The 13,002-nt window shown below is 57.1% G+C and carries 13 protein-coding genes and 1 pseudogene; 7 read left to right on the forward strand and 7 right to left on the reverse strand.

Going from position 1 to position 13,002, the window contains the following annotated elements; genetic code table 11:
- Positions 1 to 166 precede the first annotated feature (166 nt).
- A pseudogene (locus C4K40_RS17230) lies at positions 167 to 1,328 on the forward strand (IS3 family transposase).
- 335 nt (positions 1,329 to 1,663) lie between these two features.
- Here the strand turns inward: C4K40_RS17230 and C4K40_RS17235 are convergent.
- Entirely contained in the window at positions 1,664 to 4,123 is a 2,460-nt protein-coding gene (locus C4K40_RS17235; RefSeq protein WP_124421332.1) for a hypothetical protein, read from the reverse strand.
- A 208-nt stretch (positions 4,124 to 4,331) separates the two neighbouring features.
- A complete protein-coding gene (locus C4K40_RS17240; RefSeq protein WP_053130514.1) occupies positions 4,332 to 4,622 on the reverse strand; it encodes a DUF3077 domain-containing protein in 291 nt (96 codons plus the stop codon).
- Between the two features lie 429 nt (positions 4,623 to 5,051).
- On the opposite strand from C4K40_RS17240, the gene C4K40_RS17245 reads away from it, so the two are divergent.
- Positions 5,052 to 5,720, forward strand: coding sequence for a phytanoyl-CoA dioxygenase family protein (locus C4K40_RS17245; RefSeq protein ID WP_053130516.1), 669 nt, complete (start codon positions 5,052 to 5,054; stop codon positions 5,718 to 5,720).
- Between the two features lie 216 nt (positions 5,721 to 5,936).
- Here the strand turns inward: C4K40_RS17245 and C4K40_RS17250 are convergent, their stop codons facing one another.
- Positions 5,937 to 6,200, reverse strand: coding sequence for a hypothetical protein (locus C4K40_RS17250; RefSeq protein WP_053130519.1), 264 nt, complete (start codon positions 6,198 to 6,200; stop codon positions 5,937 to 5,939).
- Positions 6,201 to 6,220: 20 nt separating this feature from the next.
- On the reverse strand, positions 6,221 to 7,177 hold the full coding sequence (locus tag C4K40_RS17255) for an AraC family transcriptional regulator (RefSeq protein ID WP_053130521.1): 957 nt from the start codon (positions 7,175 to 7,177) through the stop codon (positions 6,221 to 6,223).
- Between the two features lie 180 nt (positions 7,178 to 7,357).
- Between C4K40_RS17255 and C4K40_RS17260 the strand changes: the two genes are divergently transcribed.
- From C4K40_RS17260 to C4K40_RS17280, 5 genes are all read left to right on the forward strand, one after another.
- The gene (locus tag C4K40_RS17260) at positions 7,358 to 7,786 is read left to right on the forward strand and encodes a hypothetical protein (protein ID WP_053130524.1); all 429 of its coding nucleotides are present in this window, start codon (positions 7,358 to 7,360) and stop codon (positions 7,784 to 7,786) included.
- 66 nt (positions 7,787 to 7,852) lie between these two features.
- Positions 7,853 to 8,497: a hypothetical protein gene (locus C4K40_RS17265; protein WP_053130527.1), complete on the forward strand. Its 645-nt coding sequence runs from the start codon at positions 7,853 to 7,855 to the stop codon at positions 8,495 to 8,497.
- Entirely contained in the window at positions 8,475 to 9,143 is a 669-nt protein-coding gene (locus C4K40_RS17270; protein ID WP_053130530.1) for a hypothetical protein, read from the forward strand. The genes C4K40_RS17265 and C4K40_RS17270 overlap by 23 nt, the downstream gene beginning before the upstream one ends.
- Positions 9,144 to 9,449: 306 nt before the next feature.
- A complete protein-coding gene (locus C4K40_RS17275) occupies positions 9,450 to 9,764 on the forward strand; it encodes a DUF2388 domain-containing protein (RefSeq protein ID WP_053131391.1) in 315 nt (104 codons plus the stop codon).
- Between the two features lie 11 nt (positions 9,765 to 9,775).
- Positions 9,776 to 10,441 carry a TIGR02466 family protein gene (locus C4K40_RS17280; protein WP_053130533.1) on the forward strand — a complete coding sequence of 222 codons (666 nt, stop codon included), beginning with the start codon at positions 9,776 to 9,778 and terminating at the stop codon, positions 10,439 to 10,441.
- Positions 10,442 to 10,487: 46 nt separating this feature from the next.
- Here the strand turns inward: C4K40_RS17280 and C4K40_RS17285 are convergent, their stop codons facing one another.
- From C4K40_RS17285 to C4K40_RS17295, 3 genes are all read right to left on the reverse strand, one after another.
- Entirely contained in the window at positions 10,488 to 10,937 is a 450-nt protein-coding gene (locus C4K40_RS17285) for a hypothetical protein (protein WP_053130536.1), read from the reverse strand.
- A gap of 235 nt (positions 10,938 to 11,172) precedes the next feature.
- The gene (locus C4K40_RS17290) at positions 11,173 to 11,862 is read right to left on the reverse strand and encodes a hypothetical protein (RefSeq protein WP_124421333.1); all 690 of its coding nucleotides are present in this window, start codon (positions 11,860 to 11,862) and stop codon (positions 11,173 to 11,175) included.
- 110 nt (positions 11,863 to 11,972) lie between these two features.
- Entirely contained in the window at positions 11,973 to 12,884 is a 912-nt protein-coding gene (locus C4K40_RS17295) for a LysR family transcriptional regulator (protein ID WP_053130542.1), read from the reverse strand.
- Positions 12,885 to 13,002 lie beyond the last annotated feature (118 nt).

Genomic DNA, 13,002 nt, shown 5'->3' on the forward strand with positions numbered 1-13,002 from the left:
AATAGCTTGCTTCGCTAAAGAGGAAATTTTTCGGGTGGATTTTCTTATATTAATTTTTGATATAGTTGATTTCTTTTTTTGTTGTGTTCATTTTCATACACCTGTAGTGGCCTAATGAAACCGGGCACCCATTTAGGCGAGAATGCTCGCCAGATAGAGGTGCCTGATGACCAAGCAACGTCGTTCATTTTTCGCTGAGTTCAAACGTGAGGCCGCAGGCCTTGTGCTTGATCAAGGCTATAGCCACATCGAAGCCTGCCGTTCACTTGGGGTAGTCGAGTCTGCGCTGCGTCGCTGGGTTAACCAGCTTCAGCAAGAGCGCAATGGCGTGACTCCGCAAAGCAAAGCGTTGACGCCCGAGCAGCAAAAAATCCAGGAGTTGGAAGCCCGGTTCAATCGGCTGGAACGGGAAAAACGATTCTAAAAAAGGCCACCGCGCTCTTGATGGCCGAGGAACACGAGCGTTCGCGTTAATTGATCAACTTCGTTCTGAAGAACCTGTTGATCTGTTGTGCTCGCTCTTTGAAGTCACCCGATCTTGCTATTACGCGCACTGCCGCAAGCGTCGATCTCCGAACTTTGAGCGGCTTCGGTTACGCAGTCGAGTCAATCAACTGTTTACGCAAAGTAGAAGCGCCGCCGGCAGCTGCAGCATCGTGTTGATGATGCAGGGAGACGGCGAGCAAATCGGGCGGTTCAAGGTACGTGGCCTGATGCGGGAACTGGCGTTAGTCAGTAAACAATCGGGATCACATGCCTACAAACAAGCGACGGTCGAGCAGCCTGATATTCCGAACATCTTGAATCGGGAATTTGATGTGCCGGCGCCTAATCAGGTCTGGTGTGGCGATATCACCTACATCTGGGTGCTGGGAAGATGGCATTACTTGGCGGTCGTTCTGGATCTCTACGCACGCCGAATTTTGGGCTGGGCGCTGTCAAACAAACCCGATGCTGAGTTGGTGATCAAGGCGTTGGACATGGCTTATGAACAGCGTGGCAGGCCTCAAGTGATGCTGTTCCACTCGGATCAGGAATCGTAATATGGCAGCCGTCAGTTTCGCCAACGGCTCTGGCGTTATCGCATGCGCCAGAGTATGAGCCGCCGTGGAAACTGCTGGGACAGTGCGCCGATGGAACGCGTGTTCCGGAGTTTGAAAACTGAGTGGATACCGACCGTAGGCTATATGACGGCCCAAGAAGCGCATCGAGACATCAGCCATTATTTGATGCATCGGTACAACTGGATTCGACCACATCAGTTCAACGGTGGGCTGGCGCCTGCAGTGGCCGAGGAGAAACTTAACGCAGTGCCCGGGATTAGTTGACCACTACATAGTATTGAGCTGGAAGGTTAGTGCAGGGCGCGCAGATCAGATAGCTGTCTCCATGGGACACCCTCTTGGATGGTCATTTGTCAGATAGCGATATAGTCAGCAGGGCTGATTTTCGAATAAACCCCTCCACCATTATCAAGCAATTTATACTTAAAAGCCTGACACCACGCATCTAACCACGGATAAACCAGTCAAAATAGCGCAAACACTCTTAACTGCAAATCAAAAACCCTAAAAACAAAAAAGGCAACTTTTTGATTCCGTGCAGCCCGCAAAAATAAAGCACCTCCACAATCAAACTGAAGACGCAGAAGCGCACTAAAAACCTAAAAAGAATTAGCACGCTCACCGCACACACCAACTCCAGAACAATGTGACAAGTCACGATAACTCTCTAAGTCGCTAGCAGTAATAACCTCTAACTTCACGCTCACGGGAAGTTTTTCAGCTATCTCCACAGTAAGTTTTGATAGTTTATCCCTATAGACCTCCTCTTCCAACTTTGTTTCACAGTACTGTTCAAAAAACAGAACTGCAGTATCCGGACGAAGCCTTTCACACTCCGCGATAAAATTATCAATCTCTCTAGGCGAGTCCACAAAACTCGCAGCACTAAGCTTAACTTCCACAACAAAAAAAACACCATCCACTATAGCCACAATATCAACTTCATTTATACAATTTTTGTCATCGACATTGTCATACAGATTAATTTCCGGCAAATAAATCGACTGTTGCAAATCAGATCTTTTTAACAGATACGCAATGGCCATCAATACGGTCAACCCATTCCGCTCAGCTAGTGACTCAACAACAAATGGAGCAATACGATACTTCCATTCAGCATCGACAGGATAAAGATGTTGAAACTGACAAACATCGCAATCATTATCAAGCCTTAATGTATTTATATTTCTCTTATTATCACTACCACAGTATGTACACCTCCATACATAAAGCTGTTGCACCACCCCTAGATGGATCAAATATTCAACTGTATCCTTTAAGCTTGACAGCAGGTACTTCTTTACACTCCTCACATCAACAAAACTTCTATCGCTAATTTTTCTAAGTTCGGTGATTGAGATTTGCTGTATCAGTGCTTCCAACTGATTCATTGTATACTTTTTGTTGGGCTTATTTACGCAAGCCCTGATTATTGATCGCCAAAAACAATTCGCCAAAATATCCGCGGCCTCAACAGGACCTCTAAACTTAGAAACAATACCTCTATGATTTAACCCCTTATCCGAAAGCTCAACAAATTCGTATTTTTTATAGTTAAACCCTTCTCGTAGATCATCAAACCCTAACGAACCCTCACTTTGTATTAGCCTCTTAAAAACCAACTCATCCTCAGGAAACGAAATTGATACTTGATGGCTTTTTTTATTATCATTCGCCATTGCGAGACTACAGTTATCAACAGCCAAAATTGCTAAAGTTCCACGCCTTGTAATTTTACCAGGAGAATTTGCAAATACACTGACTAGCTCTCGGCGACGAGGCAACTTCCAGTCATTAAGAACATTTGAATACCTCTCGTCACCTTGATGCCTTTCAATATCAAAATCAATTACCCAATGCCCATTTCGGGCCTCTAAATATCCTGGCGGCAAGAACCGAAAATGCTCAGGCTCATTAGCCAAAAACTTAATCTTCCTCTCTTGCGTTTTAAAGGATGGGTTAGACACTCCTCGATCTTGAGTAAAAGAACCAACTTCAAATTCAGGCTTAAAATTAAACGTCTCTTCAGTCCGAATTGAGTTCCACGTCAAGGGCTGAATTTTTCCTGCCAATTCAATACACGTATCTTTACCGATGCTTTGAGAGCGAATATTCACTTTCGATTGCCCACTCCCTGAGTGCTTGAAGTTTGTGCCATTCAAGTATTTTCCAAGCGCAGCAACAAACTCCTCATCTAAAAGCTGCTCAAGTGAAACTAGAATTGCAGACTCATTCACATTATTTTTCGAGCCAGACAATAAACGAGAGTTCCAGAAACAAACACGATCAGCGGCTGTACTGCCTACAAACAAGTTAAACACATTACTCCACTCATTATGTACAGCATGATACACGCCGAAAGCGCTAGCAGAGGACAACTGTGAAAAGGTAGAAACCTGCCCACTGGATATACCCTCCAATATAAAACATTCAGAAAAAAACCTTCTTGTTGCAATTTTATTACTTTCTGGAACCCCCTCATCACAGCAACTAATCGTTTCGTAAACCCCAGAAACTTCATTAGTGCAATTATAATTATGATGTGCAACTCCGAAATTATCAGGCAAGAAGCGATTCTTAGATACGTCTTTAAACTGAGTCAAACAAAGATGCACAGCAGATCCATTTCTGCCACTTACTAACCCACGACGGGGATCATACAAAGTTGACACGGACAAGACAGGAGTCACGCCTCCATAGTCTGGCAAATAATTTCGCCAATTCCCACCCCCCGCCACCCGACACTGGTGACTTATTATTCTAACAGGACAAAGAGAGCTTAAAAAACAAAGATCACTCTCTTGTATTTTTACATACACATAAATCAGGTCCGGCTCATAAAACTCCAACCAAGAAACATAGGAGGAATCAATTACCGAAGCATCATTGCAACTAACAATTAGTGAATTAGCACCTCCCCATCTAGAGTAAGAGTCATGAAATACAGCATCGAGTATTAGATTTGTCTCACACGAATCATCACCAGGAACCAAGAAGGCAACTTTAATCGGCCTAGTGTACGTCCGCACATCAATACTTTTAGGTAGCCTACCATCCATGTCTATCTCCCATACCCAATACAATCCGACACTTTCTATTAAGCATACAAAAACAGCCACCCAAGCATTCTAGATCTTAACCTAACTTACACAACCCTCCCCCTGAAAGTATTATCGACTTATTTTAAGCCGATCCAGTCAGTCATAATGCGCCGCTCACTATCAAGTAATAAGCGGCGCCGAGTCTATTCTCACGCGGAAACTCAAATCAGCACCGCCCCTTCAATGACTCTGCTTCCCCCAACCCCAAACACATATCATCAATCACCGCCTTGCCCATCTCAGCCAGGAAGTGCGAAGCCCAAGCATAGCGCTCACCCTGCTCTTCCATCGCGGCATCCAGCGCAAGTTTCTTGGCGTAGTACAGGAGTGTCGAGGCGTGCTCCAACGCCTGCTCCAAAGGCACATCAGCGTTTACGCGAAACAGCGTTAATTCAGGATCGGCACAACTGCCAAAGGTAACGAAACCCAACGTCTTGACTGTGGTGGAAGTGCTCATCGGACACCTCCTACAACAGCCCGGAGACGGGTATTACGAAAGGAAGGTCCAGATAGATTACGGGCGTACATGATTGAAACTCCCATATCGGTAATGAGAGCTGCCGCGTTCGTTCTCAGGCGAATGGGTGGCAGCTGTGCGCGGGCTGAGAAACCGGAGATACAGGAACCCGGCAGACCCGAAGGTCTCCCACGCACAGCCGCCATAACACGAATAGACGGGCACAAAAATGCGCCAGCATCGTGGGCGGGCGCTTGTGCGCCTGCATCTTACCGGGTTCTCAGGCCCGGTCGCTGATTTTGCAGCGACCGCAGCAGACTAGGCGCTCTGCTTAGGGTCCGGCAACCGCTAAACCTTAGCGGGTTATGTCGCTCGGATAGGCGAGCCGTTATGCTTTCCCCCTGCCCGGATAAGGACATCTGCCCCCTCATGATCGACCGCGAACAACTCCATCAAAACGGCTACCAGTTGCTGCGCCAGGCGGTACCCGCCAACTGGCTGGATGAGTTGCGGGCCACGTTCGAGGCGGGGGTGATTGCGCCGCAGCAATGGCCGGTGCCTCGGGGCCACGATTGGCGTCATGCGCTGGTGGATCTGGATGCGCGGGTGCAGGCGGTCTGTCGGTTGCCGGCGGTGTTGGCGGTGGCCGGCGAGTTGATTGGGGACCGTTTTTTTCTGGCTCAGGTGGAGGGCCGCGAGCCGTTGCCGGGGGGCGGTCATCAGGTGCTGCATCGGGATCTGTCGGAGCAGCGCCTCGGGGATCGGGCCATTGCCCTGGTCTATCTCGATGACTATGGACCGGCCAATGGCGCGACGCGCATCGTGCCCGGCAGTCACCGCCCGGGGGAGCTTTTGGCGCCCTTTGATTTCAGTGATGAGTCCCATGCGGTGCAGCTCTCGGGCGCTGCGGGAGACATTCTGCTGTTCGATGCCGATTTGGTGCATGGGGCCAGCCTGAACCCCAGCGGCGCGCGCCGCCGCAGCTTGCTGATCAGCTATTGCGCCCAGGGGTTGTATGAGGCCCATCTGCAAACGCTGGGCCTGCGCTTTGTGCGCATGGATACCAGCGAGCGCTTCGAGCCTGCGGACTTTGTCTGAGTGGGCTCGGGTGCCAGGGGTGCGTCAGCCAAAGTGTGGCGTTCACTCAGCCGGCAAGGCGGCTGGCCAAGTCTTGCAGGGCCTGTGCTGCGCTCAGCTCCACCGGGTCGTAATGCACAGTGCTGGCCTGAACTGAATCGAGCTGCCCTGCTCGCCCCACAGCACACCTCGCCCTCGCTGCCCTTGAACGAATCCGTTGCGCGGTCAACCGCCCCCTCACTCTCCGCGCCCATGGGCCACGGCCAGTGCCAACAAGCGGGTGAAGTTGGCAATGGCGAAATACAGGTCATCCTGGGTGTCGCCATCCCACTCCTCCACCGCTTCGCGCTGGGCGGTCAGCGTGGCGATGCGCGCCTTGATCTCGACGATTTCCGCCTCGCCACACTGCCAGGCGATGGCCTCCCAGGCGGCCTGGGGGATGTTCTGCTGAACAGAGAGGCCAGCCTTGGCTTCAGCGATCAGCGCAGTCAATTTGCTCATGGTTCATCATCCTCAAGAGGCTAGGGCTTGCCGCGTTCCGCCCCTGGCGGGTGGCCGAAGTGGGCTTTATAGGCGTGGTTGAAATTGGCGGGGTTGGCGTAGCCCAGGCGATAGGCGATCTGCGCCACTTGCCATTTGCCCTGGCGCAACAGGGTGCGGGCCAGTTCCATGCGCTGCTGGCGCAGGTACTGCAGCATCGACTGGCCGAAGACCTGGGCGAAGGCCCGGCGCAGGGTGGTTTCCCCCACGCCCAGTTGCTGGGCCAGGGCCTGGCTGCCGGGCGGCTCGATCAGCTGGGCGTCGAGCAGGCGCCGGGCTTCGTGGGCCAGGTCCAGGCGACCACGTACCGTTGGCGGTGGCCCGGGGCGCTGGCCTTGCAGGTGCGCCGCCAGCTCCACCAGCACCGCCAGGCTCAGGCTCTCCTGGTGCAGGCGCTCCAGGGCGCCCTGGTACGGCGACTGGTATAGCCGTCGCAGCAGGTTGCCCAGGGCCTGGCAGCGCTGGAATTCGCTGAAGCACATGCCGTCGTCCAGCAGGCCGAGCAAGGGTTGCAGGCTGGAGTCTTCCTCGGCCAGTTCGCGCAGGTAATGCCCGGCGATACGCAGCCCGGAGAGGCAGGCGTGGCTACCGGCGGGCAGTTGGTCCACCGCTTCCATGGTTTCGCTCAGGCCCAGGGCGTGGGGCGCGCCGGGGGTGTAGTGGTTGAGCTGGCCATCGACCCGGTGCCGCCACTGGCCGTCGAGCACCTGGACGATGCACAGGCTGTCTGGCAGCACCTTGTGGATGCGCAGCGGCTCGGGAAATTGCAGGTTGCAGTCGAAGTACTGCACATGGGCGCGCACGGTGCGGGCGCGGTAGTGGCCGATGGCGCTGCCCATCACTCGGCGGGCAGTGGGATCGAAGACCCCGGCACGGGCCAGGGCGCCGGGCCGGTCGAAGCGAAATTGGGTGTCGAGATAGGGGTTCCAGCATTCCATCGGTAAAGCGTGTCCATGACTGCCTGGCGTGCGGTGGCCAATGGTAACCCACTCACACTTTGCCCATCGCCACTTGTGAGCGACGGCATTTTTAGTGTGCGCGACGGTCATAGTGCTTGGCAGCGCGGCCAGCGCCGACTTCAATAGCTGCCCCTTTTCAATTTCTCAGGAGCGTGAAGGATGCACTTGTATAGCCGATGGACGGCCGCATGGGCCATGGCGTTGGCCCTGGTGGCCGGGATGGCCCAGGCCGAGGAACGCCCGCAGGTGGCGGACAAGATAGTGGCCTACAACGGCCCGCACGGGGTGAAGGTCTGGACCCTGCGCATTGGCGAGCGCAGCGCCAACCAGGCGCTGGTGCAGGTGGAAGACGCCGACCACGACTGGAACATGCGCATCCAGAAGATGAACGTGGAACAGACCTCCCGCGACACGCGCTATTTCACCCAGGTCGACGGCCAGAAGTTCGTGGTGCTGGTGCTCCAGGAAGGTTATGGCGAGCTGCACCTGCCGGGCCAGGCCAAGCCGCTGAAGGTGGGTTATGACGACAACCTGTCCAGCTATGGCAATGCCCAGGCCTTCCTCAACGACTACCTCAAGGCGCAATGACCCTCACGCGGGCGAGCGCCCCCGCGCCGCCCGTGCTTGTTCCCTCCCCTGATCCAAGGCTCCCCCATGACCGATGCCCAACACCCCGATTCCGCCCTCCCGCCCATGGCCGAGCATCCCCAGGCCGCCCAGCGCCAGCGGGTGATCGCCGAGCTGCAACAGGTGATCGAGCGCGTGCCCGAGCAGAGCGAGTTCACCAACACCCGCCGCTACCAGGTGTTCGGCCCGTTGCTGACCCTCGCGTCCCTCGGCGCCCTGGCCCTGGGCCTGCACCAGGGCAAGACCGGCCTGCTGCTCTGCGGCCTGTTCCTGACCCTGCTGTTCGCCGTGGTCAGCTGGCAGCACCGCAACGCCGGCCAGCAGGTCTTCATGCGCCTGACCCGGCGCCAGTTGTTCGCCGAGCCGTTGAGCGCGCCGGTCAACCTCACCGACGTGGTGGACATCCAGGTCAAGGACGAGCTGCTGCAAACCCTGCAACAACTGACCCTGCGCGCCGACGCCCCGCTGCCCAGCCATCGCCCGGTGCGCCAGCTTTTCGGCAACCAGGCCGTGGCCCTGCGCGACCCGCAACCGCAGATCCGCATCCACTCCGCCGGCCTGATGCGCGCCGGGCAAAAACTCAGCGTCGATGACATCTCGGCCCTGCTGGACGCCTACTGCCAGGCCGCCAACGCCCAGCAGCAACTGGATGAGCTGCAAGGCCGTGGATAACGCCGGCAAGGAAGCGCTGCTGGAACAACTGCAAGCGGCCGCCGACGGCCCCCAGGGCCAGTGCGAGATTCATGAGCGCTGCCTGGGCCAGGCGGCCCTGCTGGCCCTGCTCTCGGTGCTGTTGCTGGCCATCGGCGGCTGGTTGGCCAGCCTGCCCACGGCCTGGCAGTTGCACTCGGCCCAGCTGTTGTTCTGGGTGCCTGGCGCGCTGCTGCTCGGCGCTGGGCTCGCCGGCCTGATGGGGGCCGAGGCCCTGCGCCGACGCCACGGCCAGCGGGTGCTGGCACTGAGCGCCGACAGCCTGCAGTTCGCCAACGCCACCGAACCCACGCCCTGGACCTGTTTCGATGCCTTCGAACTGGAGCAGCGCTACCTGAGCCTGGCCGTGGTGTTCTCGGTGAGCGCCGGCCAGCGCGCGCCGGAACTGGCCCCGGCCGGCTTCAAGGCCCTGGCCGCGCCCAACGCCCGGAGCGTGGCGGCGGGCATGCGGGTCCGCCTGTGGCTGTGCAATCCCATGCTCGACGGCCGACGCCTGGGCTTCGAAGACCTGACCGACCTGCTCTACGCCTACCTGGAGGCGGCCCAGGCCCGTCGCACCCTGGGCCAGCTGTTCCCCGAGGTGCAGCGCTTGGGCGCCAGGCCATAGCCCCTACCCCGACTGAAACCGCTACCGCACCCCGCCGCTGCTCTACCAGCAGAGGCGGCGGCGAAAACCCAGCCAACAGCGCTGAAAATAGGCGATCCGGCACTTAATTCGCCGCGCCGCGGCGGCGGTTGCCGATAATCAATTCCTGCCTACTAAGGGCAACTTGAAAGTTGCCGAGAAAGTTCAAGAAAGACCCGCCCATCGCACTTTTTAACAATCTTTAGCAAAAGCCCTGAGGTTGCCGAAGGTTACCCGTTGGTAGGGTTCACCCCCGAATTTAACCCCAACTTAACCTTCGTAGATCCAATGAAACGGCCAAACTTTCCCCGCCTGTTATGTGTTGTTTGCGGCCTGATGAGCATGCATGCCCACGCCACCAGTTTCGTCATGACCACCGATATTTCGGTCAGTCTCACCATGAGTGCGTCCAAAGGCACTAGCGGCTCGTTCAAGGACGACAAGATCGTGCTGGCGGCCAAGGATGACGCAGCGGCATTCGTGGCCAGTGACGGCGATATTCGCGGGGTCCGCATTGAAGCGGCATTCGCCAGGATTCGCCAAGCAACGGGAGACTCGCAGCTCTCGGACCAGCAACTAGCCAGAGCCATCCTGGCGCTTTAAATGGAATTTACATGCCTCTTGCCAACACCCTCGTGGACCCGCAACTGATCAATATCCGCCATCTGTTCTCCACGCCGGTAGCGAGCCTGCGCCACCCCGATGCCCAAGCGCTGAATGTGCAACTCAAGGCCCTGATCGACAGCCGCATGGCCCAGGACCTGTGTGGCGCGCAGCACAGCAACGACGGCGGCTGGCAATCGGCGAGCGATTTCAACCTCTGGGGAGGCACGGCTTGCGAATCCCTGGTGCAATTCGCCAAGGACTTCGCCAGCCAACTCACTGCGGTGCACAGCGAACAATACGGCCTGGTCGAACCCAACTTCGAGTGGAAGATCAACGCCTGGGTCAACGTCAATCAAGCCGGCCATGCCAATGCATTGCATGGGCACCCCGGGGCATTCTGGTCCGGGGTCTATTGGGTCGATACCGGCGGGCGCGAAGAGCAACTGCAGGTGGGAGGCGATATCGAATTCATCGACCCCAGGGGCATGATCGCCTCGACTTACAACCCGGCACTGCGCATGCGCATCAAGGACTGTTTGGCTGCGGGCTTTGGCATCACCCAAGCTCCGGAAAGTGGCACCTTCCTGATGTTTCCCTCATGGCTTTTGCATTCGGTGCAACGCTATTCAGGCAACCGGCCAAGAATATCCATCGCTTTCAACTTCGGTGTTTGAAACAACGTGCGATTTAACCGCGTTGATCGGCCGGCAGGTGCAACTTTCAGGCAGTAGGTCGCGCGATATTCAAACGATAAAAAGCCTCGTCCAGCGTCCGCAGAAGACTCGCCGGCGCTGCCGCAAAAAGCACCCGCAGCGCTTCGGTGATACGGTCATCGCGTTGCCCGCAGGCCGCAAGTGCCTCGACTGCGGCGCGAGGCACCAGGGTGGCGCGGGTCGCGTCGCACAAGATCGCCCACTGCCCTGTCGGGTACCACACCGTGGCAAACACCGCTGTTCCCCGTTCCTCGTGCTGGCGGGCATTGGGATTGCCGCCCACGTCCTGCAAGAGCCTAGGCAGCGCGTGGGGGCTGCTGACGAAAGCATGCTCCAGGCTGGCGAACTTGTGCGCCGCCAGGGTGTGGCGGCGCCAGGCACAACGCACATGGGCGGCGCCGAACTCCAGTGATTCGCCGGGCATTTCACGGACCTGGGTCCAGGATAAAACGGTCATTGGCAGCTCCTTGCGCGTTATGCCTGGCAGTGCTGATCATCGACCCTGAACGGCTGTGCTGATGGCAGCTGCTACCCACAGACTAGCGTTCAGTCATCCAGGCTAGGTTCATTTACCAGTGCCTGGTGAAACATAGCTTGGCAACGCTGACTGTACTAGCAAGGCCCCAATATGCATGGACAGCGACCTGGCTCGAACGCTTGAAGCTATCCCGCGCGCAATCCGGATCGCCAGCTCACTGGTGAGCGTGTGGATAGGCGAGGTTGAACTCATGGGCCAGTTCCCCGGCCTTCGAGAAGAGCAGCATCTCGATATCATCGATGTCGACGCCCAACTGCCCTGCAACGTTTGTAATCAGCTCGATGTAGCGCGCATACACCTGCCTGGTCCCGATTCGAAGCCACCCTTGCTGCCTGGCCATGACCTTCAAGCGCGGCCAGCACCCGTTGAGCAGGTTGTTTCGACCCGGCAAGTGCGGGAACCAGCAGTGCTGGCCGCGCCCCTGGAGCAATTGAATCGCGTTGAGGGAAAACGACACGCGTGCATCGAAGATTGCATGCAAGCCCGGGTCCGAGAACGCCGCCACCTTCGACCATGAAGCGATGCCCTTATGAGTGGCGGGTACGCCTCCCTCCGACACCGCCTGCACATAACCTTGCATCGTCGTGGCAAGGTTTGCGCCAACCCCGCCCCAGGTTTTTACTGCGTAATTGGCAATGTCTGTGCGCTTTTCCGGGAAAAGCGCCCACTGTCCTGAAAGGCCGCGCTTGAGCGTGCGCGCCCTTTCGTACCAGTTCGCACCAGCAACGGTGAGCCCGAACGACTCATGGACGATCGCCGCATCGAACTTCCATGCATAGGTATGAGGAAGTGCTGGCAGGTGCTGTTCGGAATAAGCACACAAAGTTGTCTCTATCGATTGCATGGACCCGACCCAAGGCGCTGAGCAAGCCGGACAGAGTAGTCCAACTGACCACTGGATGAATATCCCGGCATTCATCCAACAGGCACTTCAGGGCACAACCACCCCACCGTTCACTGCAAAAAGAAATGCTCCTTGATGCAATCCAGGATCAGCGCCTTGACCACCTGCATCGCTTCATCGTGCTTGCTGCCCACGCGCATGCCGATCTCCAGCTCGTAGGACGGCATCGGCACGGGACAGGGAAAGGTTTGCAACGAGGTGATCCGTGCCATCGCCCGGGCGGCGTGGGTCGGCACTGTGGTGATCAGGCTGGAGCCCACCAGCAGGAACGGCACGGCGGCAAAGTGCGAGGTCGAGACCTTGACCGTGCGCTTGTAGCCGGCGGCGTTCAGCCCTTCGTCGACGATGCCCACGTAGCCGGCCGAGGACACCAGCAGGTGCGGGCGCCCCGCATAGTCTGCGGCACTCTGGGGGATCGAGTTGTGGGCATCGGCGATACACAGGTAGTTGCCCCGGCCCAGGCGGGTGCGGGTCACCAGTTGGGATGAGAAGCCACCGGCGCTGATGGCGATATCGACCTTGTGGCCCATGAGCATGTCCTGCACCACGCCGCTGTGGGTCTGGCGGAAGATGATCCGCAGCCCGGGCAGGCGCTGCTCCACAGCCGCCAGGATCTGCTGCCCGAGGGCGATCTCGCTGTCGTCGGAAAGGCCGATGGTGATGGTCCGGCCACGGGTCTCCCGGCCGCCCACCGACAGGCTCAGGGCCAGGCGGCAACGGTCGATGGCCTCGCCGATCAGCGGCGCCAGCTCATTGGCCCGGGTGGTCGGGCGCAGGCCACGGCCGGTGCGCTCGAACAGCGGGTCGCCGTAGATGTCCCGCAGGCGCCCGAGGGCGGCGCTGACCGCCGGCTGGGTGACCCCAAGGCGAATGGCGGCCCGACTGGCCCCGCCCTCCTCGATCAAGGCGACGAACACCCGGAGCAGGTTGAGGTCCACCGCTTCGATATCAACTGAATTCATATCAGATAGCCCATATAGCGCGTTGCTCTATATTCTAGCCTTCTTAAAATGTCCCCCCATAACCTTTTATCGTCCACTAAGCGATTGAGCGATAAGGCTTTTCAAGCGACACAGGAAT

It is taken from the genome of Pseudomonas sp. CMR5c, from assembly GCF_003850545.1.
Taxonomy (GTDB): domain Bacteria; phylum Pseudomonadota; class Gammaproteobacteria; order Pseudomonadales; family Pseudomonadaceae; genus Aquipseudomonas; species Aquipseudomonas piscis.

What these genes read in the sequence shown, in the direction of transcription:
- C4K40_RS17235 (WP_124421332.1), bottom strand. Translation starts at nt 4,123, where the DNA reads ATGGATGGTAGGCTACCTAAAAGTATTGATGTGCGGACGTACACTAGG.
- C4K40_RS17240 (WP_053130514.1), bottom strand. Translation starts at nt 4,622, where the DNA reads ATGAGCACTTCCACCACAGTCAAGACGTTGGGTTTCGTTACCTTTGGC.
- C4K40_RS17245 (WP_053130516.1), top strand. Translation starts at nt 5,052, where the DNA reads ATGATCGACCGCGAACAACTCCATCAAAACGGCTACCAGTTGCTGCGC.
- C4K40_RS17250 (WP_053130519.1), bottom strand. Translation starts at nt 6,200, where the DNA reads ATGAGCAAATTGACTGCGCTGATCGCTGAAGCCAAGGCTGGCCTCTCT.
- C4K40_RS17255 (WP_053130521.1), bottom strand. Translation starts at nt 7,177, where the DNA reads ATGGAATGCTGGAACCCCTATCTCGACACCCAATTTCGCTTCGACCGG.
- C4K40_RS17260 (WP_053130524.1), top strand. Translation starts at nt 7,358, where the DNA reads ATGCACTTGTATAGCCGATGGACGGCCGCATGGGCCATGGCGTTGGCC.
- C4K40_RS17265 (WP_053130527.1), top strand. Translation starts at nt 7,853, where the DNA reads ATGACCGATGCCCAACACCCCGATTCCGCCCTCCCGCCCATGGCCGAG.
- C4K40_RS17270 (WP_053130530.1), top strand. Translation starts at nt 8,475, where the DNA reads ATGAGCTGCAAGGCCGTGGATAACGCCGGCAAGGAAGCGCTGCTGGAA.
- C4K40_RS17275 (WP_053131391.1), top strand. Translation starts at nt 9,450, where the DNA reads ATGAAACGGCCAAACTTTCCCCGCCTGTTATGTGTTGTTTGCGGCCTG.
- C4K40_RS17280 (WP_053130533.1), top strand. Translation starts at nt 9,776, where the DNA reads ATGCCTCTTGCCAACACCCTCGTGGACCCGCAACTGATCAATATCCGC.
- C4K40_RS17285 (WP_053130536.1), bottom strand. Translation starts at nt 10,937, where the DNA reads ATGACCGTTTTATCCTGGACCCAGGTCCGTGAAATGCCCGGCGAATCA.
- C4K40_RS17290 (WP_124421333.1), bottom strand. Translation starts at nt 11,862, where the DNA reads ATGCAATCGATAGAGACAACTTTGTGTGCTTATTCCGAACAGCACCTG.
- C4K40_RS17295 (WP_053130542.1), bottom strand. Translation starts at nt 12,884, where the DNA reads ATGAATTCAGTTGATATCGAAGCGGTGGACCTCAACCTGCTCCGGGTG.